22 protein-coding genes and 4 pseudogenes are annotated in these 22,378 nt (G+C 41.1%); 12 read left to right on the forward strand and 14 right to left on the reverse strand.

The window, feature by feature from the left end; all coding sequences use genetic code 11:
• Window positions 1-3: 3 nt before the first annotated feature.
• The 8 genes from cydB to FTU91_RS07010 all read right to left on the reverse strand — a co-directional run bounded on the left by cydB (window position 4) and on the right by FTU91_RS07010 (window position 7,524).
• Window positions 4-1,149, reverse strand: a complete 1,146-nt coding sequence (cydB, locus tag FTU91_RS06975) for a cytochrome d ubiquinol oxidase subunit II (RefSeq protein ID WP_180081590.1) — start codon at window positions 1,147-1,149, stop codon at window positions 4-6.
• Window positions 1,146-2,732, reverse strand: a complete 1,587-nt coding sequence (locus FTU91_RS06980; RefSeq protein WP_180043443.1) for a cytochrome ubiquinol oxidase subunit I — start codon at window positions 2,730-2,732, stop codon at window positions 1,146-1,148. Before FTU91_RS06980 ends, cydB begins: the two co-directional genes overlap by 4 nt.
• Window positions 2,732-2,923: a cytochrome oxidase putative small subunit CydP gene (gene cydP, locus FTU91_RS06985; protein ID WP_180081591.1), complete on the reverse strand. Its 192-nt coding sequence runs from the start codon at window positions 2,921-2,923 to the stop codon at window positions 2,732-2,734. The genes FTU91_RS06980 and cydP overlap by 1 nt, the downstream gene beginning before the upstream one ends.
• A gap of 448 nt (window positions 2,924-3,371) precedes the next feature.
• On the reverse strand, window positions 3,372-4,454 hold the full coding sequence (locus FTU91_RS06990) for a porin (RefSeq protein ID WP_180081593.1): 1,083 nt from the start codon (window positions 4,452-4,454) through the stop codon (window positions 3,372-3,374).
• A 298-nt stretch (window positions 4,455-4,752) separates the two neighbouring features.
• Window positions 4,753-5,166 (reverse strand): HIT family protein, encoded by a 414-nt coding sequence (locus FTU91_RS06995; RefSeq protein ID WP_086196307.1) that lies wholly within the window; start codon window positions 5,164-5,166, stop codon window positions 4,753-4,755.
• Between the two features lie 32 nt (window positions 5,167-5,198).
• Entirely contained in the window at window positions 5,199-5,468 is a 270-nt protein-coding gene (locus FTU91_RS07000; protein WP_180043447.1) for a YARHG domain-containing protein, read from the reverse strand.
• Window positions 5,469-5,549: 81 nt separating this feature from the next.
• Window positions 5,550-6,422 carry an NAD(P)-dependent oxidoreductase gene (locus FTU91_RS07005; protein WP_180081595.1) on the reverse strand — a complete coding sequence of 291 codons (873 nt, stop codon included), beginning with the start codon at window positions 6,420-6,422 and terminating at the stop codon, window positions 5,550-5,552.
• 10 nt (window positions 6,423-6,432) lie between these two features.
• Entirely contained in the window at window positions 6,433-7,524 is a 1,092-nt protein-coding gene (locus FTU91_RS07010) for an alpha/beta fold hydrolase (protein WP_180081597.1), read from the reverse strand.
• 135 nt (window positions 7,525-7,659) lie between these two features.
• On the opposite strand from FTU91_RS07010, the gene FTU91_RS07015 reads away from it, so the two are divergent.
• From FTU91_RS07015 to trpB, 9 genes are all read left to right on the forward strand, one after another.
• Entirely contained in the window at window positions 7,660-8,847 is a 1,188-nt protein-coding gene (locus tag FTU91_RS07015; protein ID WP_180043453.1) for an O-succinylhomoserine sulfhydrylase, read from the forward strand.
• A gap of 40 nt (window positions 8,848-8,887) precedes the next feature.
• A complete protein-coding gene (locus FTU91_RS07020) occupies window positions 8,888-9,217 on the forward strand; it encodes a YbaB/EbfC family nucleoid-associated protein (RefSeq protein ID WP_086196303.1) in 330 nt (109 codons plus the stop codon).
• A 12-nt stretch (window positions 9,218-9,229) separates the two neighbouring features.
• A complete protein-coding gene (gene recR, locus FTU91_RS07025) occupies window positions 9,230-9,826 on the forward strand; it encodes a recombination mediator RecR (protein WP_092819481.1) in 597 nt (198 codons plus the stop codon).
• 226 nt (window positions 9,827-10,052) lie between these two features.
• Window positions 10,053-11,195: an HRDC domain-containing protein gene (locus FTU91_RS07030; protein WP_166168416.1), complete on the forward strand. Its 1,143-nt coding sequence runs from the start codon at window positions 10,053-10,055 to the stop codon at window positions 11,193-11,195.
• 129 nt (window positions 11,196-11,324) lie between these two features.
• The gene (locus FTU91_RS07035; protein ID WP_166168475.1) at window positions 11,325-11,633 is read left to right on the forward strand and encodes a YcgL domain-containing protein; all 309 of its coding nucleotides are present in this window, start codon (window positions 11,325-11,327) and stop codon (window positions 11,631-11,633) included.
• Window positions 11,634-11,655: 22 nt separating this feature from the next.
• The gene (locus tag FTU91_RS07040) at window positions 11,656-12,039 is read left to right on the forward strand and encodes a hypothetical protein (protein WP_180081599.1); all 384 of its coding nucleotides are present in this window, start codon (window positions 11,656-11,658) and stop codon (window positions 12,037-12,039) included.
• 21 nt (window positions 12,040-12,060) lie between these two features.
• On the forward strand, window positions 12,061-12,912 hold the full coding sequence (locus FTU91_RS07045) for a MoxR family ATPase (protein ID WP_180044321.1): 852 nt from the start codon (window positions 12,061-12,063) through the stop codon (window positions 12,910-12,912).
• 13 nt (window positions 12,913-12,925) lie between these two features.
• Window positions 12,926-14,113 (forward strand): VWA domain-containing protein, encoded by a 1,188-nt coding sequence (locus FTU91_RS07050; protein ID WP_180081601.1) that lies wholly within the window; start codon window positions 12,926-12,928, stop codon window positions 14,111-14,113.
• A gap of 45 nt (window positions 14,114-14,158) precedes the next feature.
• A complete protein-coding gene (gene trpB, locus FTU91_RS07055; RefSeq protein WP_180044317.1) occupies window positions 14,159-15,367 on the forward strand; it encodes a tryptophan synthase subunit beta in 1,209 nt (402 codons plus the stop codon).
• Between the two features lie 161 nt (window positions 15,368-15,528).
• Here trpB and FTU91_RS07060 read toward each other — a convergent pair whose 3' ends face one another.
• The 3 genes and pseudogenes from FTU91_RS07060 to FTU91_RS07070 all read right to left on the reverse strand — a co-directional run bounded on the left by FTU91_RS07060 (window position 15,529) and on the right by FTU91_RS07070 (window position 16,830).
• Window positions 15,529-15,960, reverse strand: a complete 432-nt coding sequence (locus FTU91_RS07060; RefSeq protein ID WP_180044315.1) for a CBS domain-containing protein — start codon at window positions 15,958-15,960, stop codon at window positions 15,529-15,531.
• 132 nt (window positions 15,961-16,092) lie between these two features.
• Window positions 16,093-16,457, reverse strand: a pseudogene (locus FTU91_RS07065) (DUF2750 domain-containing protein).
• Between the two features lie 139 nt (window positions 16,458-16,596).
• A complete protein-coding gene (locus tag FTU91_RS07070; protein WP_086196293.1) occupies window positions 16,597-16,830 on the reverse strand; it encodes a hypothetical protein in 234 nt (77 codons plus the stop codon).
• A gap of 220 nt (window positions 16,831-17,050) precedes the next feature.
• Between FTU91_RS07070 and FTU91_RS07075 the strand changes: the two genes are divergently transcribed.
• Together FTU91_RS07075 and FTU91_RS07080 are read left to right on the forward strand one after the other, a co-directional pair.
• Window positions 17,051-17,410, forward strand: a complete 360-nt coding sequence (locus tag FTU91_RS07075) for a hypothetical protein (protein ID WP_086196292.1) — start codon at window positions 17,051-17,053, stop codon at window positions 17,408-17,410.
• A gap of 108 nt (window positions 17,411-17,518) precedes the next feature.
• Entirely contained in the window at window positions 17,519-17,839 is a 321-nt protein-coding gene (locus FTU91_RS07080) for a hypothetical protein (RefSeq protein WP_166168437.1), read from the forward strand.
• Here the strand turns inward: FTU91_RS07080 and FTU91_RS07085 are convergent.
• Both FTU91_RS07085 and FTU91_RS07090 read right to left on the reverse strand, forming a co-directional pair.
• A pseudogene (locus FTU91_RS07085) lies at window positions 17,766-19,335 on the reverse strand (M16 family metallopeptidase). The gene FTU91_RS07080 and the pseudogene FTU91_RS07085 sit on opposite strands and share 74 nt — an antisense overlap.
• An 11-nt stretch (window positions 19,336-19,346) precedes the next feature.
• Window positions 19,347-20,650 (reverse strand): annotated as a pseudogene (locus FTU91_RS07090) (M16 family metallopeptidase).
• Window positions 20,651-20,901: 251 nt separating this feature from the next.
• Between FTU91_RS07090 and ftsY the strand changes: the two are divergent.
• Window positions 20,902-22,017 (forward strand): signal recognition particle-docking protein FtsY, encoded by a 1,116-nt coding sequence (ftsY, locus tag FTU91_RS07095; protein ID WP_180044312.1) that lies wholly within the window; start codon window positions 20,902-20,904, stop codon window positions 22,015-22,017.
• Window positions 22,018-22,259: 242 nt separating this feature from the next.
• Here ftsY and FTU91_RS07100 read toward each other — a convergent pair.
• Window positions 22,260-22,378, reverse strand: a pseudogene (locus FTU91_RS07100) (IS30 family transposase); the annotation flags it as partial.

A 22,378-nucleotide genomic window follows, 5' to 3' on the forward strand; every position in this document is an offset into this window, starting at 1 on the left:
GCCTTAGTACAGGCTGTGTGAATTCTCTTGAATATGTTTTTTGGTAATTACGCCCCACATCTTATAGTAACACCAAGTGGTGTAACTCAAAATAATTGGAACAAAAATACAGGCAGCAACAGTCATTACAGTCAGTGAGTTTTTACTTGATACGGCATCCCACATGGTCAAGCTGGCAACAGGGTTGATGCTTGAAGGCATAAGGAATGGGAACAATGCAAAACCAGCTGTTAAAATTGCCCCAATTACCATCAGCGATGTACCCAGGAAGCTTAAACCTGCTTTGGCTTTCGCAGCAGCGGCAATTACAATCAGGCTTCCCAAGATTGCCATGATCGGTGCAATCATAGTGATTGGGTAAGTCGAGTAGTTATTCATCCAGCCATGGTTGCCATTGGTAATGACTTCTTTGGCAAGAGGGTTTGCAACTCCATTGGTATCAAATGGTTGCGCTAAAGTATAACCTTCAATGTTACCGAAGTATAACCATGCTCCAGCGCCCAGGAAGCAAACCAAGAATACCACACCCATCAATTGAGTTGCTTTGGCAGAACGTGCATGTAAGTCGCCATCGGTACGAAGCATCAACCACGCACCACCATGTGCACTCAGCATGGATAAGCTGACAATACCACAAACCAGGGCAAATGGGTTGAGCAGGGCAAAGAAGCTACCAGTATAAGTTGAACGTACGGTTTCATCTAAAGTAAACGGTACACCCAGGAACATATTACCGAAGGCAACACCGAAGACTAAAGCAGGAACTGCACCACCAACAGCCAAACCCCAGTCCCAAGAGTTACGCCATTTTTTGTTCTCAAGTTTAGAGCGGTAGTCAAAACCTACAGGTCTTAAGAACAGGGCAAACAGTACCAGTAATAGTGCCCAGTACATACCGGAGAATGCGGTTGCATAAACCATTGGCCATGCAGCAAACAGTGCGCCACCAGCTGTAATGAACCAGACTTGGTTACCATCCCAGTGCGGGGCAATGGTATTAATTGCCGCACGACGCTCTTCATCGTTTTTGCCCACGAATGGCATGATTGCCATAGAGCCCATATCGAAGCCATCGGTGAGGGCAAAGCCAATCAGTAGTACACCTACCAAAACCCACCAGATAATTTTGAGTAATTCATATTCGATCATGATTGAGCCTCCGCAGCAGCGTGGTTTTGATCAGCGCCTTTTTCAAAGTGGTATTTACCAGTATGTAAAGAACTTGGACCTAAGCGAGCGAATTTGATCATCAAGTACATTTCGATAATTAGAAGTACTGTATAGAACGCTGCAAGTGCCAGGATTGAACCCCAAATATCACCAGTGCTTAAGCTTGAAGCAGAGAGATGTGTAGGTAGAACCTCACCAATTGTCCATGGTTGACGACCACCTTCAGCCACATACCAGCCAGTTTGTGTAGCAATCCATGGTAATGGTAAGCCGTAAAGCGCAAATTTAAGTAACCAAGGTTTGCTTTCTGCATTGCGTTTAGCGACTGCAAAAGTTGCAAGGATAAACAGAAGCAGCATCAAGAAACCAGAAGCCACCATGGCACGGAACGAGAAGAACAGGGCAGTTACGTTAGGAACAGTATCCTTGGTCGCTGCTTTGATTTGCTCTTCAGAAGCATCTACTACATTTGGTGTATATTTTTTAAGAAGTAAGCCATAGCCCAAGTCTTTCTGATTTTCTTTGAACGAAGCCATCAGCGCTGGTGAGCGGTCGCCTGCACGAAGTTTTTCAAGTTCGGCATATGCAGTCATACCATTACGGATACGAAGCTCATGTTGAACCATCAGGTCTTTCAGGCCAGTCACTTCTTTATCAAGAGAACGTGTGGCAATGATACCCATCACATATGGAATTTTGATGGCGTAGTCAGTGCGTTGTTCTTCCCGATTTGGAATACCAAACAATGTAAATGGAGCAGGTGCTGGGTGAGTTTCCCATTCTGCTTCAATTGCAGCCAATTTGGTTTTTTGTACATCACCCAGTTCATAACCTGATTCATCACCCAGTAAAATAACTGAGAATGTAGAGGCTAAACCAAAGATTGCCGCAATAGCGAAAGAACGGCGTGCAAAAGGTAAATCACGTTTTTTCAGCATATAGAAACTGGAAATCGCTAAAACGAAAACGGCACCAGTGACATAACCTGAAGATACTGTATGGACAAATTTAACCTGAGCCACCGGGTTGAAAATCAGTGCGCCGAAGTCAACCAGCTCCATACGCATGGTTTCAAAGTTGAACTCTGCGCCCACAGGGTTTTGCATCCAGCCATTGGCGACTAAAATCCAAAGTGCCGACATGTTGGAACCCAGTGCAACCAGCCAGGTCACGCCTAAATGCTGAACTTTGGAAAGCCGGTCCCAGCCGAAGAAGAATAGACCAATAAAAGTCGATTCCAAGAAAAATGCCATTAATCCTTCAATAGCGAGTGGCGCACCAAAAATGTCACCGACATAATGCGAATAGTACGCCCAGTTTGTACCAAACTGGAACTCCATGGTTAAACCTGTGGTAACACCTAAGGCAAAGTTAATACCAAAAAGTTTTCCCCAGAACTTAGTCATGTCCTTATAAATTTCTTTACCGGAAATCACATAGGTGGTTTCCATAATGGCAAGAATAAAAGCCAGACCAAGTGTAAGAGGTACAAATATAAAGTGATACAACGCGGTCATTGCAAATTGGAACCGCGAAAGATCGACCACGCTTTCAGAAATCATCAACGTGTCTCCTTGATTTGGGAAGGGCTGCCAGCAATATGCTCGGCAACTTGAGTGTCAAAATTTTGAGGAATAGTAGGGGCGTCGAACCAGATGTGTTTAATCATCAGTAGGAGAGCAACCTTGATTATTAATATGATTGCGATCTCTCGAACTAAACGTTGATTGTAATCTTTCGGTATTAAGCTCATACAAATAAGCCTATTTTTTTAAACTTGGTCTATATTATTAAACAAAAAATAACTAAAAATAAATAGATGAAACAATTAAAATAAAAATATATTATATTTGTTTTTTAAAACAATAATTTATGTTAAGGTTGTGATAAAAAAATATACTGATTTTTTGCGATTATTAAGTTGACTAAAACACTGCGTATTTAATTTTTAATTCTGACTAAAATACTTATATATACTTTTAACTCCAACTAAAACACTTGTATCTTTTTAGGGAGTATAAATAATTAATTGATAATTATTCTTGTTTAAAATTCCATTTAATATGTTTTATATAAATCCAATTAAACACCTTGATTTAAAATGCAAGAGGGATGAGAGAAGAAGTTAAAATTCTTGCCTCAAAAAAAAGACCACACGAATGTGGTCTTTTTTAATAGCTTTCTAAGTAAATGAAGAGGGCTTAGAAGTTATATTCCATACCTAGCCCGAATACTGTCATAGTATCGTCTTCACCAGCTTTAGTTTTCCAGTCACGTTCTTGAGAAGCAACGATACCGTACATACGTGCTTGCTTGTTAAAGTAGTAATCTACACCAAGACCGTATTGATTGATGTCATGGTCATATGATAAGCCAGCGTTATCGTATTGAGTGTTGGCATTCGCATATTCAGCTTTTACAACCCAAGGAGTTGAACCGATTTTATATGCAGCAGCAATTGTGTATGCATCTTCTTGCAGGTTTTTAGCAGTTGATAGATCGTCAGTTGGTTGAGCAGTTTGCCATAAACCACCTAAACTCAAACCATTGATACCCACTTTAGAGAAGTCATAAGCAGCAGTGAAACGCAATGCATCAGAAATATATTTCTTGTTATCAAAACCTACGTATTTACCTTCAACAGCAGAGTTAGCTGCTAAACCTAAAGAGAGGCCAAGGTCTTTGTTATCATAAAGGACAGAAGCTGAGATACCATCACCAAAACCATTACGTTTGCTATTGTCACCAGAAGTGCCAGCTGTAGGAGCGGTTGAATTTTCACCTTGTAGCGCCATAATGTTTAACTGAACGCCGCCAAGCAATTTTTTGTCAGTTTCGATACCGATCGCATTTTTAGTACGTTCTTCACCGTGCATCATGTTGGTAATGTCAAGACGAGTGTGATCGTTGAAGATATCTTGCGCACTGCCAGCAGCTGTTTTGAAGTAAGAATCATATTGACCGGCTTTCAAAGTACCAATACCAGCCCATTTAAGACCTACGAAACGGTTACGAGCACTCCATTCAGAGTCTGAACCAGAACCATCAGTGGCAAAACCCCATTCTGCTTGGTAAACAGCTGAAAGATTGTCGGTAAGTTTCTCTTCACCTTTTACACCAATACGTGAAGCATGCGAGCTTACTTCAGAAACATTGTTACCTAGGAAATCGTAGTTATCAACTTGGTCGATAGATACGTTCAGCTTACCATACAAAGTTGGTGCCGCTTGTGCTGCGCTTACACCCATTGCCGCAACAGCAGCTGCTAGAAGCAATTTTTTCATCAAGATTTCTCCAAAACACTTTTTAAAATGGCATTCGCCTTGCTTTCTTTTTAGTTTGCTTGTGTACAAAAAATTACAAAAGCTCACCAACTTGCTAAGCAGTATCTGCAAACTTTGTGACAGTGAAGTGAAAGCTATATGACAGTTTGATGACGAAGATGATTAAAAAATAATATATTTTATTGTTTTTCAATAATTTAAATTTTTATTAAAATCTGTGAGATGAGTTGATTCAATCTCAAATATAAAAAAATGGAGCTTAAGCTCCATTTTTTACAAATTAAAATTCTAGTGAATTTTAAAGTTCAGCTTTAATCTTTTCAGCCAGTGCTTTAATTTTTTCCTGGTCACCCATATGTAATGCATGTTTTCCAAGCTCATGCACTGAACTTGGAATAAGGTGAAAATGTACATGTGGAACAGTTTGACCAGCAGATGCACCTGAAAGTTGCATCAGTACAATACCTTGAACATCAAGTGCTATTTTCATTGCCTGGGCAATTCTTTGCACAATCTGAATGGTATAGGCAGCGGCATCAGGTGGCAGATCGAGCAAGGTAATTGCAGGTGTTTTCGGGATGACCAACGTATGACCTTCTGCCTGGGGCATAATGTCCATAAAAGCCAGAACCTGTTCGTCCTCATACACTTTTATTGCAGGAAGTTCATTACGGATAATTCGTGCAAAAATATTTTGATCATCGTAAAGCATGTCTAGTCCTTGAAAGTGATTGGGTACTGTAATTATTTACAGTTCAATTCTTTCTGACGATCTTTGATGGCGTCAAGTCGTTGTTGCTCTTTTTCTGAAAATTTGGGCTTGGTTGTATAACAATTGTCATTGCCGAACTTGGCCTTGGCTTCCGGGTCTTTAAAGCAAAAACCTTTAGAGGCATAAATGACATCATGGTCATTTTTTAATTGTTGGCACTCTTGCTCTGCTGTCGCTGCAAAAACAGTTGCCCCAAAGAAAGTTGTAAAACTAGCCAAAACTGCAACACTAAGCTTGGTCATGAGGGTTTCCTCTGTGAGAATATTGTGTAGAGCACTTCTACACAATATTAGGTTTATTTATTATTATTCAATGGCGAGTAATTACTCAAGTGTAATTTTATTCCAAGATTCGTACATTTTCACAGCACTAGAAAAGTCACTGTCTTTTTCTGTTAAATTACTGGCTGCCTGAATCAGACTTTGAGTCAAGGCAATCACCGGTGCTGACAGTTTGGCATCACGAACCAGATCAAGTGCAATTCCGGTATCTTTTGCCAATAATGGCAGAGCAAAAGTCAGCGGGAAGGCACGATTTAAAATACGTTGTGGTAACACCATTTCCGTTACGCCACTTTTACCGCTTGACGCATTAATGCAGTCTAAAGCTTCATGCAGATTTACCCCATGCGCTTTTAAGGTGGTGAAACCTTCAGCCACTGAGCAGAGATTGACGGCTAATAGCATATTGTTCACTGCTTTGACTGCGAAACCTGCACCTGATTCACCGACATGTTTAATCAGTTTCCCGAAAGCCTGAATAGCGGGTAGGGATTTTTCAAAAGCAGCAGCTTCACCACCAATCATTACGGTTAATGTGCCATTTTCCGCACCAATAGTTTGCCCGCTCACCGGTGCATCCAGAAAATCCACATTCGATATTTTTAATTGTTGGCTGAGCTTTTTTGCCGATTCGGGAACACCACTGGTGCAATCGACCCATACCGCACCCGATTTAATCTGAACCGTTGCAATAAGATCTTCAACTTCCTTGCTCGTTGGCAGGCAAGAAAAAATGATATCGGCCTGAACCGCTTGCTCAAGTTCTACAGCTTGGGTGCCATATTCAGTTGCATGCTGTTTGGCTTTTCCGAAATTACGGTTCCATACATAGACCGTATCAAAATGTTGAGGTAAATGTGCTGCCATACGGTAACCCATTGCGCCTAAGCCGATAAATGCAACTGACTGAATCATGATGTTTCCTTTATATTTTGCTCGATCTCTGTTTTAGCCAGGTGGTCATGAAAGGCCAGAACTCGTTGGCACTGGACTGGCTAGACATGAGTCCCAAATGACCACCCGGGATAAGAGTAAACGTGACATCCTGACTATTTGTCAATTCAATTAAAGGTTTAACGGCCTCTTTGGAAACAATCCGATCGCTACGACCCGCGCCTACCAGTAAAGAGCAGGCTATATGTTTTAATTCGATATGCTTATCCTGTAATCTGATAACACCGTTTTTGAGCGGATTTTGTAGCCAGACATTAAAAATCATGTCCTGATTGATACCGCCTGGATAGTCAATCATCTGGTTCAGGAAATTACCCATGGTGGCGTGTTCATATAAGGCTTGCAGGTTATCGAGGTTTGCTAGAAGCTGTTTCTGGCTTTGTATCCATCCCACAGGATCAATCATTTTAAAACCGAGTGAATTTAGTATGCCTGGGCTATGAATCAGATGCTTGGGTACAGTTCCTGAGTAAATCTTGTTTTGTAGGACCTTGTTTTTGGCAATCAGTTGATTGGCCTTTTGAAAAAGTTTGCCGGTACGGCCTGATGCATGACTGTCCACCGGACTGCCTAATACAATTAAATTTTTAACATGGTTTGGTTTTTGCAATGCGCAATACAACATGACAAATACACCGGCCATACTCCAGCCATGCAGTGAAATTTCATCACTATGCGAGTGAGTTCGGATCTGGTCTATACAATGCGGAATGGCATCATCAATAAATGACATGAAATTGAGGAAACGATCTCGATAGCTATATCGACCCCATTCGATTAAATAGACATCAAAGCCACTATGTTGAAAGTGTTTTACCAATGAACGGTAGGGATACAGGTCGTAAATGGCCATGTTGATTGCAAGGGGAGCAACAAAAACCAGGGGTTCTTTATATTGCTTATCTGCTGAGGCGTAATAGCGCACTCGGGTCTGTTTGTACTCTGCAATGACTTCATAGGGAGTGGCTTGCGATAAAACCAGTGATTTTGAGTTAAATAAAGTCTTTGACAGGTTTTTGAGTTTGCTTTTATGTTTGGCAATTTTATTTTTAACTTGAATCATTGCTGGGGATGCTGACATATGGGGGATTGATCGAAGTGTAGGCGATATTTATGCATTATACCTTGACCTTAAATGCCATAGACGCTCAAAATGTTGGCAATTATTAGCAATACAGTCCAGGACTGGGTAATACAAATGAGCCAACAAGACGACATTGAATACCAATTAGATACCTTAGCCATTCGTACAGGTCATACACGCAGTTTTGAAGGCGAGCATGGTGAGCCAATTTTTCTCACTTCATCATTCGTCTATGAAAATGCAGCAGAAGCCGCAGCTAAGTTTTCTGGTCAGGAACCTGGTAACATTTATTCGCGCTTTACCAACCCGACAGTTGCGATGTTTGAAAAGCGCCTTGCCGCATTAGATGGTGCGGAACGTGCTGTTGCAACCAGTACTGGCATGGCAGCCATCATGGCTGTGGCTATGTCTTATTTGAAACTGGGCGATCACGTCATCTGTTCACGTGCGGTGTTTGGTTCAACGGTTTCTCTTTTTGAAAAATACGTGGCTAAATTTGGTATAGCAGTCGATTTTGTTGATTTAACCGATCTTGATGCGTGGAAAAATGCAATCAAGCCTGAAACCAAATTACTGTTTGTTGAATCTCCGTCCAATCCACTGGCTGAAATTGCCGATATTCAGGCCTTGGCGGATCTGGCTCATGCCAATGGTGCATTACTGGCGATTGATAACAGCTTCTGTACGCCGGCATTGCAACAGCCAATTAAATTAGGGGCTGACCTGGTTGTCTATTCAGCAACCAAATATCTGGATGGTCAAGGTCGCGCATTAGGTGGTGCTGTGGTAGGTAATCACAAATTGCTTGAAGAAGTATTTGGTTATGTTCGCACCACTGGCCCGTCAATGAGCCCATTTAATGCCTGGGTTTTTTTGAAAGGTCTGGAAACTCTGCGTTTACGTATGCGTGAACATTCAGCAAATGCACAAAAACTGGCTGAATTCTTAAATCAGCACGACAAAGTAGAAAAAGTATATTACGCTGGTTTGCCTTCACATATCGGTCATGAGCTTGCAGCTAAACAGCAAAGCGGTTTTGGTGGTATTGTGTCCTTTGAAGTCAAAGGTGGGCGTGAAGGGGCTTGGAAAGTTATCGACAATACCCAGTTTATTTCCATTACCGGTAACCTGGGCGATGTGAAATCAACTATTACTCATCCAGCAACCACTACTCACGGTAAGCTTTCACCAGAAGCCAAAGAAGCTGCAGGGATTCGTGAAGGATTAATCCGTGTATCTGTTGGTTTGGAAGATATTGATGATATTATTCGCGACATTAGTCGTGGTTTAGATTTAATTTAATTTTTTATCTTATTTTTAAGTTTTGTGTTCGGAGTATTTTATGAACATTAACATGTTGATGCAGCAAGCACAGCGTATGCAAAAAGATATGGAAGCCAATGTTAAAAAGGCCAAAGAACAGCTTGCGCAAACTGAAGTTCATGCTGAAGCAGGCGGCGGTCTGGTTAAAGTCACCATGACTTGCCGTAACGTGGTAAAACGTATCGAAATCAGCCCTGAATTGCTGCAAGATGATGCTGACATGATTGAAGATTTAATCGCGGCTGCAATGAATGATGCTGCACGTCAGGCTGAAGCGATTTCTGAGGAAAAAATGAAAGCGGCAAATTCTGGTATGGGCTTGCCACCAGGTCTTTCAGGTTTATTCTAAGGAATACGTCCAGTGTTTAGTGATCGATTTGATCAACTGGTTCAAGCCTTACGGATTTTGCCAAGTGTTGGGCCGAAATCGGCTCAGCGCATGGCATTACACCTGATCATGAAAAACAGGGAAGGTGCAGTCGGGCTGGCACATGCTTTAAATGAAGCAGCTACCTATATTCAGGAATGTAGCGTTTGTCATTCGCTCACTGAAAATGAAGTCTGCGATATCTGTCTTTCGCATGAACGTGATGATCAGCTGCTCTGTGTGGTGGAATCACCAGCAGATGTGATGGCGATTGAACAAAGTGGCAGTTTTCGGGGTAAATACCATGTGCTGGGTGGACATTTGTCTCCACTGGACGGAATTGGGCCGGAAGAAATCGGGATTCCCTATCTGATTCAGCGCCTGAGTCAGGGCACGGTTTCAGAAGTTATATTGGCAACCAATGCTACTGTAGAAGGTCAGGCGACAGCACATTATCTGGTTGAAGCAACCAAGCATTTACCGATTCAAATGACTCGGATTGCTCAAGGTGTTCCTCAAGGGGGAGAACTTGAATATGTGGATAGTCATACTTTAAGTCAGGCGGTGCATAATCGTATGCGTATGAAATAAGTACCCAGGTGCTTATTTCATTATTTTTGACAAGAATAAGAACTGGGTGGCATTTACGAGAAAAATAGTCTTAAACTTATACAAAAAAAATATAAAAAAATGTTGATTTTTTATTTAAATATTAAAATATGGTGAATATATACGCTAGATGTAGATTTTGTTATATCTAAATGTTATATATCGGTTAATATACTTTTCAAGAGAATCTGCTTTTAGACTCGGTAATATGTTTCAGTTCATTCATCAACAAAAAGATTTAGAAGATATTCTGCACTTGATGGGGCAGACATCCATTTATGGATTGGATACCGAATTCATCAAGGTGGATACTCTTTGGCCTAAACTCGGTGTATTTCAAATTAATGTTGCGGATCGGGTTTTTTTACTTGATGGCACAAGTTTAGACCTGTCGGCATTCTGGAAAAAATTGTTTCAGGCCCAGCAGAATATTTTCCATGCCTGCAGTGAAGATATTGATTTAATTTATCATTACTCACAGCAAAAAAGCCTAAGCAATGTTTTTGATACCCAGATTGGCATGTCTTTTTTAGGTCATGGGCTACAGGTAAGCTATCAAAATGCGTTAAAGCACATGCTGGATGTGGACATTGATAAAGACCAGACCCGATCTGACTGGTTGGCGCGTCCGTTAAGCTCTGAGCAACTCACCTATGCGGCGAATGACGTACTATATCTGATGAATCTATCGAATAAGATCCAGCAGGAATTAGGCGATAAGCACTTACTGGATTTTGCCCTGGAAGATTGCCGTCATCTGACCCATGAAATTGGTCAGGAAACACCTCTAGAGTTGCTTTATCACGATATTGGAAACTACCGGCATTCACGCCGTCAATTGATGCAGTTGCAACAACTGGCTGTGTGGCGCGAACAGATGGTCAAAGCCTTGAATTATCCTCGCAGCTTTATTCTGAAAAATTCCACCCTGATTGATCTGGTGGAAAAAAATCCGCGTAATCATTTCCAGTTGTCTAGTATTAAAGATATTCGTCAAAATATTGTGCGTGAGTATGGTAAAACCATTCTGGACCTACTTAAGTTTTTGCCTGAACAGGCAGAATGGCCACTGCGTATGGCACGTCCAATTCGTCACTCATCCAAAGAAATTGGTGAAAGAGTGGAGAATGTCATTCAGGCCGTGGTGCAGGAAACTACGGTACCTAAAGAAGTATTGATGCGTAAAAAATGGCTCAATGCACTATATCAGCATGTGGTATTTCATAATGATGAACAGGATTTGCCCGCTTATCTGCTTGGTTGGCGCTATGATGTTCTGACCAAGCCACTGATTGATGTGTTACATGCAGATGAAAGTTATCTGTCTACGCAAATGAAAGTGATGGATTAATTTTTAACCATTTTGTTCAAAGAATTAACATTTACACACAATCACGACTGATGCGTTAATAATCACTAATGTATCGGTCTTTTTTTTAATGTATGCTTTGTGCTGAGTTTTATGAGTCCTGTTTCAACTATGCACTGTTCAATTTTTAAATCTAGCAAAAAAGACGAAATGTATCTTTACATCGCCCGTTCAGAAACTTCTGAGAATGAAGCTGAGGCAGTAAATCCGCTGGAAATCTTGCCAGAAGCGATGCGTGTTGCATTTGGTCGTGCAACTTTTGTTATGGATTTGGAGTTAACCGAAAGCCGTAAACTGGCGCGTGTCAATGTATTACATGTGATTGACTCTATTGAAACCAAAGGTTTCTTTATTCAAGTCCCTCCAGAAGGATTAATCAATCCGAATGCGGTTGCACCCGAAGGGCTGCGTGGCGCTTAAAGGCTAATCAGGAGTTGTAACGATGAATAGTTTTTTTTCACTACTAGATTCAATTCCTGAAGATAGCATTGCCGTCACGGTATATCTGCTAGGAAGCGTGATTATTCTTTGGGCCTGGTATGTTATTGCAAAACGTTTGCCTAAGCCGCTAGGTGGAATGACATGGCTCATCGGCTTTGCCATTTTACTAACGCCGACAGTTTCTGAAGGAAATAATGCTGCTATCGCTCCGGCTTTTTTTGGACTGCTATTTGGTCTTTTAACCAAAGAAAAAGCTTTGGTCTGGACCAATGCTTCTCTCATTCTCTTTGTGATCGGGCTTGGCCTGATCATTGGCGCTTTATGGTCAAAATATATGGCCAACAAAGCAAAGTTTGTCGCAAACAACAATAGTTCACTACTTTAAATAAAACAATAAGGTTAAATCATGTCTGTGGATACTCAACAATTTCTTGGTACAGATCAGTACATTGCGACTGATAGTTTAAAACTTGCTGTCAAAGCGGCACGTAGCTTGCAAAAGCCGCTTTTGGTTAAAGGTGAGCCGGGCACAGGTAAAACCCTGCTTGCTGAACAAGTCGCAGAAAGCTTGGGACTGAAGCTACTCACCTGGCACATCAAGTCGACTACAAAAGCACAGCAAGGTCTGTATGAATACGATGCTGTATCCCGTTTGCGTGATAGCCAGTTAGGTGATGACCGTGTTTATGACATTAAAAACTACATCAAGCCTGGAAAATTGTGGGAAGCGTTCACCAGTGAACAACGCTGTGTCTTGTTGATTGATGAAATTGATAAAGCAGACATTGAGTTTCCGAATGACTTATTGCATGAACTCGACAAAATGTCATTTTTTGTTTATGAAACCGGGGAAACCATCACGGCGACACAGCGTCCAATCGTGATTATCACTTCAAATAATGAGAAAGAACTGCCAGATGCATTCTTGCGCCGCTGTTTCTTCCATTATATTGAATTCCCTGATGAAGCGACCATGCGTGAAATTATTGACGTGCATTTTCCGCAAGTGTCTGCAGCTTTGGTGAATGAAGCTTTACAAGTATTCTTCAAGCTTCGCCAGATTCCGGGCTTAAAAAAACCACCATCCACTTCAGAACTGATTGACTGGTTAAGCCTGCTGATGGCTGATGATATGCCTGAAGATATTTTACGCAAGCATGATAAATCCAAAGCGATTCCACCCTTGTATGGTGCCCTGATTAAAAACGAGCAAGATGTCCAGTTGCTTGAACGTTTAGCCTTTATGTCGCGTCGCTAAGGGAGAAACACGCATGTTTGTGCGATTGTTTTATACCTTACGCAAATACGGTGTGCCAGTATCAACCCGTGAACTGATTGATCTGAATGAAGCTGTAGCTTCAGGCTTGGTATTTGCCAATCAGGAAGAGTTCTATGAACTCGCAAAAACGGTTATGGTTAAAGATGAGCGTTTCTTTGACAAGTTTGACCGAGCCATGAAAGATTACTTTGATGGCATCTCCACTTTTGATCTGGATGATTTGCTTAATCAGGTGCATAAGTTACCAAAAGACTGGTTTGATCTGGAACTTCTGGAAAAGCATCTCACGCCTGAGCAGCGGGAAGAACTGAAAAAAGCCGGCTCACTGGAAGAGCTGATGAAGATGCTGGAAGAGCGTCTTCGTGAGCAGCACAAGAAGCATCAAGGCGGTAACAAGATGATTGGTACCGGTGGCACTTCACCCTTTGGGGCGTATGGTGATCATCCTGAAGGTGTGCGTATTGGTGGGCCGGGACGTAAACGTTCTGCGGTTAAGGTTTGGGAACAGTGTAAATACCAAAACCTGGATGATGAACAGATTTTAGGTACACGGCAAATGCAAATGGCACTCCGCCGTTTACGCAAGTTTGCCCGTCAAGGCGCAGCTGAAGAGCTTGATATTAACAGCACGATTCGTGAAACCGCCAAGCAAGGGATTTTAGATGTACAGCTGGTTCCGGAACGTCGCAACCGTATTAAAGTGCTGATGTTGTTCGATGTTGGTGGGTCGATGGACTCGTATATCGCTGAATGTGAAAAACTGTTCAGCGCGGCCAAAACCGAATTTAAAACTTTAGAATATTTTTATTTTCATAACTGTTTGTATGACTATGTCTGGAAAGACAATATCCGCCGTTCTAATACCCGCATGAATACCTGGGATTTATTCAATACTTATGGGCGCGACTATCGGGTAATTGTGGTAGGGGATGCCAGTATGGCACCTTATGAGCTGAACTCAGTGGGTGGTTCTGTTGAATATATGAATGATGAAGCAGGTAATGTCTGGTTACAGCGTTTACGTCAACATTTTGAAAAGACGGCCTGGCTTAATCCAGAACAAGACAGTTATTGGCATTACACCCATACCATTGGTCAGATCAAACAAATCTTTGAAGATCATATGTATCCCATGACCTTAAAGGGCGTGGAAGACATGACAAAATATTTGGCTCGTTAAACGCATTGAAATTAAATGCGTTCTTTTTAAATGAAGGAATTGAAAATGGATCATCAAATTAATGGCATCCCATTACCCAATGAAGAAGGTTTCTTTGGACAATATGGTGGTCAGTTTATTCCGCCTCATTTAAAAGAAGCGATGGATGAAATTAATGTCGCGTATGAGCAAATTCGCCATACTGCAGAATTCCAGAATGAACTAGCCGATTTATTTGCCAACTATGTGGGTCGTCCAAGTCCGCTGTTTCATGCCAAGCGTTTGTCTGACCAATTGGGTGGAGCGCAAATTTACCTGAAACGTGAAGATTTAAACCATACTGGTGCACATAAGATTAACCATTGCCTAGGCGAAGCTTTACTTGCCAAATACATGGGTAAGAAAAAAGTCATTGCTGAAACCGGTGCAGGCCAGCATGGTGTAGCTCTTGCAACTGCATGTGCCTTAGTCGGTATTCCATGTGAAATTCATATGGGACAGGTAGATATTGAAAAAGAACATCCGAACGTGGTGAAGATGAAGATCTTGGGTGCCAACCTGATTTCTGTTACCCGTGGTACGGCAACATTAAAAGATGCGGTAGACAGCGCGTTTGAAGAATATCTCAAAGATCCGAAAAACTTTATTTATGCGATTGGTTCAGTGGTTGGTCCACATCCATTCCCGAAAATGGTGCGTGACTTTCAGGCAATTATTGGTGATGAAATTAAAGTTCAGACCAATGACCGTTTTGGTTCAAACCCGGATTATATCGTAGCTTGTGTTGGTGGTGGCTCGAATGCCATGGGTGCCTTTTCTGCATTTTTAAACGATGCCGATGTAAAACTTGTTGGGGTGGAACCAGCAGGCCATGGTCTGGATACTACGATGCACTCAGCTACCCTGACTTTGGGTAAACCGAGCCAGCTTCACGGAATGGCATGTTATGTCCTTGAAGATGAACAAGGTGAGCCTTTGCCGGTACACTCGATTGCTTCAGGTCTGGATTATCCGGGCGTAGGTCCACAGCACAGCTTGTTGAAAGACTTGGGTCGTGTGGAATATACCACAGCAACAGACCAGGAATGCCTGGATGCTTTTATGACACTTTCACGTGTAGAGGGAATTGTTCCTGCACTTGAAAGTTCTCATGCAGTCGCCTGGGCTTTGCGTGAAGCACCCAAAATGGCAAAAGATGTGAAAATTGTCGTGAATGTTTCGGGTCGTGGCGATAAAGACTCGGATTATGTGGCAGAAAAATTAGGCTTGAACTAATTATAAAATCTCTCTCTTACATCATATGTGCTCATTTTTTTAAAGAAGGTTTCTTTTTCCATCTTTATAAGAGATAGCTAAAGTCTCTCTTTATGAAAGGGAGCTTTAAAGGGATTAAAAAAACCTCTCATTTCGAGAGGTTTTTTAATGTGCTTGAAATCTTAACTGGCGATATATTGCTGCAATTGATCGATGAGTTTGCGCTGATCTTCCATTACGGCTTTGACCAAATCACCAATCGAGATTAACCCTACCAGTTTTGAATTTTCAACTACAGGAAGATGACGTAAATGGCGATCAGTCATTAAACTTAAACAGTCTTCAACACTGGTGGATTTAGTCACGGTCAGTACTTTAGTAGTCATGATTTCACCGACTGTCGTTTCTTTAGAGGTCCGTTCCATCAACGTCACTTTACGCATGTAATCACGTTCAGAAAGAATACCGACCACTTTCTCTTGATCAGTCACGACCAGTGCACCAATGCCTTTATCTGCCATAAGCGAAATTGCTTCAAGTACCGTTGATTCTGGATCAATCGTAAAAATGGTTTTATCAATTTTATCGTGAATAACTTGTGCAACATTAGTCATTTATTATCATCCTTTTTGTTCCTTATTTGACATTAAACTTAGCGCGAAATCAGAAAAATGCAAATACTTTTCAGGTCATTAATAAAAATTTACATTTCTCTGAATTTCACTTTTAATATTTGCCGCAAACCCTCAAGCAGATTGTAAAGATTCAGCAAAAAAGAAATGCCGCATCTGTTGTGTGGTCAATTTAAATTTTTGGCTAGATGAATTACAAAGTGCAGGGGTAACATTTAAACGAGTGAGTGTTGGTAACAGCAAGTCCTGAAAATCCGCTGAAGTAATTTTACGCGGCATATAATTTGGCCAATGATGTTCGGCATATTTTTGTGCCTGTAGGCCGTTTAGCCAAAAGGGAAAAATAAAATCTTCATGATCAGACATCATGGCCCAACCCTGCTGATGATATAAACCCCACAATACATCATAGATTTTAAAATCGTGATCTTAAAAAATAAGTCTTTAGGAATAGGCTGTAATGAATTAATTTGATTCATACCCGAATACATGTAGTGAATTCAGCAGTTATTGTAAGGAATGAAGATGAAAGTTCAGTGTAAGCTTTGAGAAACTATGTAAATAAATATGTATTTAGAAAGAGAAGGCATTAAAAAACGCCACCTTGGTGACGTTTTATTAGGCTTGCATCGTGGCCAGCTTCTGCCAATATTGTGCTTTGAGTGAGTCGCGTTCTACTCGGAAACCTTGATAATAAAGTTCTGCTAAAAATAAGGCAGCCTTACCATGTCCGGCACGAGCCACTTCTTCCAGTTTTTGAACTGCATCTGCAAAATTCATTTGAGACTGAATTGTATTGACTGCATCTGCATATGCATGTTCTAAGTCTTGATGAGAGATTTGTTGAATCATATTAAACTCCTTATTGTAATTATGATTGCTAGATAGACTAATAAGTTTGTCTTGATACCAATTTAACTAGCTATTGTTAAATTAATATTACATCGCACCTAAATTGTCAAACAATATCTATGGGCTATATTATTAAATTCAAGGTTACATGATTAAACAATATACAAAATGATTTTTGCTTAGTATGTTAATGAGAGTTTGAAAATATAAGGAGAATAATATGACAAAAACATTAGATGGTTTTACATTCGATTTGCCTCCTACTGTAGATCAAATCATTGAACTTGCACATCAGCATCGTAAAAATTTAGATGAAGCCATTTTCCATCAGGAAATTCACTTGGGTAATTATTGTTTGGCACAGCGTAAAAGAGTTTATGATTTTACTCGCCAGCTTGATATACAGCAACGTGAGGATTTTTATAGTATCTATAATGGTGAGTTGCTGCGCATAGCTGATGATGATGAACTGCATCCCGTGCATGCTGAAAGAGGAGTGGGGGCTTTTGCAATTCTAGTGGTATTAGTGATTATCGCACTGGTGCTTTACTTTGCAGTAATCCGGAATGTCATTGTCTAATCGCTGAATTGATTTGCTTGATTTCTGTGGTAAATATGGCGAAATTGAGCAAATCTGCTTGTACTTCTTTATGCTGCATCCTACACTACCTTGAATTCGAGGTAGGTTATGCATAGCGCTGTACAGAAAATTGTTCAATTAAAATCTCAAATAAAGCTGGAAGATATTTATAACGGATTTGTCGTTACAATCATTGCCATTATTCTGATTCTTGCTTTTATTGCCCTGCATCGTCCCATTACTGTTAAACAATTTGAAAATGTAGTACAACTTTCAGCTCAAGCCAATTATCCGGCGACCCAAGAAATGGCCCTGCTCTTGATACAGCAACCTCAGATTCCTTATGCACAATATTTCAAATTGATGCAAGCGCATCATCTGGAGATGACACAGGCTCATCAGTTACCTCCTTTGCAGGCGGAGCAATAATTGTTTTAGGGATTGGCTCAACCGAAGGCGTGTTTGAGTGAACTTGGGGACTTAAATCTTGTTTAAGTGTTGTCTCCAGCGCGGCTTTGTCTAATTTATCATTGACCACAATAATAGTGAGGCATTCAGGATGCAGATGTTTTTGAAGGGCATTCTGAACATCTTGCAAGGTAATTTTTTCTAATAATTTGGGATAATTGCTCAGGTAGTCAGCGGGCTGATTGTAAAATCCTAGCGAACCTAACTGTGCATTGATACTGGCATTACTACTATAATTATTTGGAAAAGCGCGTAACATCCCGGCCTTGGTTTCTTCCAGCTGTTTTGGGTTAATAGGTTGGCTGACAAAATTGATCAAGGTCTGATGAGCAACCTGTATGCTGTCGAGCAACTGGTCTTGTCGGGTGGAATAACTAAAACTAAAAGTTCCGGGAGCCTGACTAAATGAAAATGAACTATAAGCTCCATAGGTAAAACCGCGCTTAACCCGTAGTTCTTTCATTAAGATAGAATTAAAACCACTTCGCCCAAACATCTGGTTGGCCACTTCTAGGGCGAGTCGATCCGGATCAAAATGTGTAGGGCCCAGTTGTCCCATCATCACATGTGCCTGACTGGAGTTAAACTTGATATGGCGAATATCAAAACCTGAGTTATCGACTGGTTGAGCTAGAGGTCTAGCTTTTTCTCCGTGTTTTATGTTCAGCAAGTTGCTGTGCCTGTTTGGGACTGAGTTGACCGGTAATGGCAATATTCAGGTTCTGTGCTACCAAAAATTGTTCCTTAAACTGCTGTAATTGTGCCGGTGTGATTTTGCTAATACTGCGCTGAGTCCCGGTAATGGGTTCGGCATAGGCATGTTTTCCATATAAAGCACGGTAAAACAGGATATTCATCATGCGGCCAGGGCTTTCCTGGATCTGTTTCTGGCCTACTTGAGTATTGCTTAATACCAGATTGATACTGGATTTTTTAAAGGTGGAATGGTTGAGTACTTCCAGCAGCATGGCTATAGCCGGTTCAAGTTTTTTAGGCTCAGACAATACCCGTAATTTTACAATAAACATGTCCCGATACGCCTGAGCACTAAATCGTGCCCCTACATTTTCAAAAATATGGGCAATTTCATTGGCCGTATATTTTTCTGTTCCTTCATCAATTAATTTTGCTGCCATATTAGCAATACCAAATAAACCTGGTGCGATTTCTTCATCCCGGGCCGAGCCTGCATTAAAGGTCAGCTGAATATCAACCATAGGTAAATCCTGTGATTCTACAAATAGCGTACGAATTTGATATCTGTTTTTTAGCTCATGCACATAGGGGGCGTGGAATTGATTTTGTGGATGGGTGATTTTCAAGCTTTGTAACAGGGGGATTGATTTCAGCTGTGTTGAATAGTCATCGGGGAGAGTATTTAAATCAATTTCAGCACTTGCCGCTTGAACCCAGATCATCATAGAAACAAAGATAAGGCGAGAATGCAGCTTGAACATAGCAAATTCCACTATTGGGTTTTATTTTCAGGAAAAAGGTATAAGGTGCTCAAATTGTCACGGCTGAAATAAATATTCGCTATGCGTTGTATATCTTGCGGAGTGACAGTTTCAAAATGTTTGGGCAGTTCATCCATCAAGCGAAAACTTAAACCGTTAATCTCCAGATTGCCGATCATCTGGGCTTGTCCGGCAATGTCATCCTGACTATAGACTAAATTGGAGACATATCTAGCTGTCACTCGCTTGATTTCTGTGGGTTTGACCAGCTCCGTTTTGAGCAGCTCAATTTCAGCTTGAATGGCTTGTTCTGCCTCTGGCAAACTCAATCCGTCTATAGGCAAGGCTGAAATACTCAATAAGCTATCTCCGCGGCTATAAGGATCGTAAGATACACTGACCGAGGTTAATATTTTTTTGTCCCGCACCAGATTATCTTGCAGTCGTGAAGAAATTCCACTGTCCAAGATGTTCTTGATGATGGTTAAGGCATAAGCATCTTGCGGATTTTTGGCTGTGACCAGTGAGCGCACGTTCCAGGTCATAAACAGGTTGGGTACTTTCACAGGAAAATTCAATTCCATATGGCGATAACCGATATGGTCAAATTCTAATACGTCATTGCGTGGCGGGGTTTTTCTGACAGGGATATCGGCAAAATACTTTTGTACTTGCAGCAAGGTTTGTTCAGTGTCGACATCACCGACAATCACAAGGAGGGCATTATTGGGGCTATACCAGTCACGATACCATTTTTTGATATCTTCAAGCTGGATGTTTTGCAGATTTTTCATGTGGCCAATCACCGGTTGGCGATAATGGCTGGTTGGATAGGTGATCCATTTAAAACGTTCGAAAGCTAAAGATCTAGTGTACGTAAGCGCCGTTCTTCCATCACCACTTTAATTTCAGGGTCAAAATCCTGCTGGCGTAACAGCAAATTGCTCATCCGGTCTGCTTCAAGTTCTAAAGCCAGGGGTAAATAGGTTTTAGGGTAAAGCTGGTAATAATTGGTGTAATTGGTAAAAGTTGAAGCATTGATGCGTCCACCATACATACGGCTTAAGCGGGTAAATTCATCATCGGGAACTTTTTGCATACCTTTAAACATCATATGTTCCAGTACATGCGAAATGCCTAATAAGTTCCCCGATTCATCGCTGCTGCCTACCCGGTACCAGATTTGCGTCATGACCATAGGAGAACGGTGATCTTTCCGAATAATTACTTTTAAACCATTTTTGAGTGTAGTTTCAAAGGTCGTAGGTGTCAGTTTACTGCGAGTCTCTGCATGTACCCAGCCACTTTGAAGCATCAATAAAGCCAATGTGAGCGTTAAAACTGGATTTTTAAAAAAAGACGGCTTTAAAAAAAGTGGGTAGCTGCTTTCGAGCACAAGCTTTACCCCCAGTCATAAATTATATTTATGATCATTTTCAGAAACTTTTGCTTGAAAGCAAAGGTTAAGTTGTTGGTTTTTGGTGTGTTCAGTGTCTATTGGAAAACGCAGGACAAAACTATGCTAGAATCCTTGTTTTTTAACGCTATGCTTTTCAAGGATTCGGCATGCAACAGCAATCTAATGGGCAAAATAAATTTTTGATTGATGCTGATATCGGGGATGACGATGTCACTTTACCGAATTTACCCGCGGTAAATATCCCTATTGTTGAAACTCAAAATAAACAAGCTACTGTTTCTGCGCCTGTAGCCACAGAAACCGAGCAAACAGAAATAGAGCAAGGCGCTACGTCTAAAGGTGGCTTTTTTAGCCGCATGAAAGAAGGCTTGACCAAAACCCGTAAAAACCTTGCCGATGGTATGGTCAACATTCTCATTGGTGGTAAAGAAATCGATGATGAATTGCTGGAAGAAGTGGAAGAGCAATTACTGGTTGCAGATATTGGTGTAGATGCAACCAAAACCATTATTGCTAACTTAACAGAGCGTACTGCGCGTGGTGATCTGATTTATTCACATTCGCTTTATAAAGCGTTGCAAGAAGAATTGGTGGCATTGCTTGCTCCGCGTGTTAAGCCTTTACATATTGATCCAAATAAAAAACCATTTGTGATTTTGGTGGTAGGGGTTAATGGCGTGGGTAAAACCACTACGATTGGTAAGTTGGCAAAACGTTTGCAAGGCGAAGGCAAAAAAGTCATGCTGGCTGCGGGCGATACCTTCCGTGCTGCAGCAACAGAACAATTACAAATTTGGGGCGAACGCAACAATATTTCAGTGGTTGCACAGGGTCATGGTGCAGACAGTGCATCCGTCATTTTTGATGCTTTTGAAAGTGCACGTGCCAAAGGCGTGGATGTGCTGATTGCTGATACTGCGGGTCGTTTGCATAACAAAGGTCATTTAATGCAAGAGTTGACCAAAGTAAAACGCGTGATGCAAAAAATTGATGCGACAGCACCGCATGAAATTATGCTGGTGGTGGATGCGGGTACTGGTCAAAATGCAATTAATCAGGTTGAAATGTTTGATGAAGCTGTTGGCTTGACAGGACTCACCATTACCAAGCTCGATGGCACGGCTAAAGGCGGGGTGCTATTTAATATTGCCAGCCGTACCCATGTACCTATCCGCTTTATTGGTGTGGGCGAGAAAATTGATGATTTACGTCCATTCTCGGCAAAAGCATTTGTTGCTGCACTCTTTGAAACTGAAAAGTAAAATGCGTTATATTTCACACAAACTCCGCTAAATGCGGAGTTTGTTATTTTAGTAGTAATTGTTTGATTTAAAAAACAACATTTAAAAATCCATGATCCAAAGAACTCTCTTATAAAACCGTTAGAATATGAAAAAATCTTAAAAGCTTTAGCATTCTTATTGGGGAGTACTGTTGTGGCATTATTAGAGAAAATTGGTCATGTCCTTACCACAGATATCACCAAAGAATTAAAATGGCGGATTCAAGCGGCAAGTGCAACAGTATAAAAACCAGCCATAACTTCACTCGGTGTATACCAACCTAGTGTTTTTCTAGGACGATGGTTGAGTGCAAATTCTATCTGCTCTATTTGTTCGTTTG

It is taken from the genome of Acinetobacter sp. YH12201, from assembly GCF_013418145.1.
GTDB lineage: Bacteria > Pseudomonadota > Gammaproteobacteria > Pseudomonadales > Moraxellaceae > Acinetobacter.

Coding starts and splice junctions, on each gene's coding strand:
- cydB (WP_180081590.1), bottom strand. CDS start 1,149: ATGATCGAATATGAATTACTCAAAATTATCTGGTGGGTTTTGGTAGGT.
- FTU91_RS06980 (WP_180043443.1), bottom strand. CDS start 2,732: ATGATTTCTGAAAGCGTGGTCGATCTTTCGCGGTTCCAATTTGCAATG.
- cydP (WP_180081591.1), bottom strand. CDS start 2,923: ATGAGCTTAATACCGAAAGATTACAATCAACGTTTAGTTCGAGAGATC.
- FTU91_RS06990 (WP_180081593.1), bottom strand. CDS start 4,454: ATGAAAAAATTGCTTCTAGCAGCTGCTGTTGCGGCAATGGGTGTAAGC.
- FTU91_RS06995 (WP_086196307.1), bottom strand. CDS start 5,166: ATGCTTTACGATGATCAAAATATTTTTGCACGAATTATCCGTAATGAA.
- FTU91_RS07000 (WP_180043447.1), bottom strand. CDS start 5,468: ATGACCAAGCTTAGTGTTGCAGTTTTGGCTAGTTTTACAACTTTCTTT.
- FTU91_RS07005 (WP_180081595.1), bottom strand. CDS start 6,422: ATGATTCAGTCAGTTGCATTTATCGGCTTAGGCGCAATGGGTTACCGT.
- FTU91_RS07010 (WP_180081597.1), bottom strand. CDS start 7,524: ATGATTCAAGTTAAAAATAAAATTGCCAAACATAAAAGCAAACTCAAA.
- FTU91_RS07015 (WP_180043453.1), top strand. CDS start 7,660: ATGAGCCAACAAGACGACATTGAATACCAATTAGATACCTTAGCCATT.
- FTU91_RS07020 (WP_086196303.1), top strand. CDS start 8,888: ATGAACATTAACATGTTGATGCAGCAAGCACAGCGTATGCAAAAAGAT.
- FTU91_RS07030 (WP_166168416.1), top strand. CDS start 10,053: ATGTTTCAGTTCATTCATCAACAAAAAGATTTAGAAGATATTCTGCAC.
- FTU91_RS07035 (WP_166168475.1), top strand. CDS start 11,325: ATGCACTGTTCAATTTTTAAATCTAGCAAAAAAGACGAAATGTATCTT.
- FTU91_RS07040 (WP_180081599.1), top strand. CDS start 11,656: ATGAATAGTTTTTTTTCACTACTAGATTCAATTCCTGAAGATAGCATT.
- FTU91_RS07045 (WP_180044321.1), top strand. CDS start 12,061: ATGTCTGTGGATACTCAACAATTTCTTGGTACAGATCAGTACATTGCG.
- FTU91_RS07050 (WP_180081601.1), top strand. CDS start 12,926: ATGTTTGTGCGATTGTTTTATACCTTACGCAAATACGGTGTGCCAGTA.
- trpB (WP_180044317.1), top strand. CDS start 14,159: ATGGATCATCAAATTAATGGCATCCCATTACCCAATGAAGAAGGTTTC.
- FTU91_RS07060 (WP_180044315.1), bottom strand. CDS start 15,960: ATGACTAATGTTGCACAAGTTATTCACGATAAAATTGATAAAACCATT.
- FTU91_RS07070 (WP_086196293.1), bottom strand. CDS start 16,830: ATGATTCAACAAATCTCTCATCAAGACTTAGAACATGCATATGCAGAT.
- FTU91_RS07075 (WP_086196292.1), top strand. CDS start 17,051: ATGACAAAAACATTAGATGGTTTTACATTCGATTTGCCTCCTACTGTA.
- FTU91_RS07080 (WP_166168437.1), top strand. CDS start 17,519: ATGCATAGCGCTGTACAGAAAATTGTTCAATTAAAATCTCAAATAAAG.
- ftsY (WP_180044312.1), top strand. CDS start 20,902: ATGCAACAGCAATCTAATGGGCAAAATAAATTTTTGATTGATGCTGAT.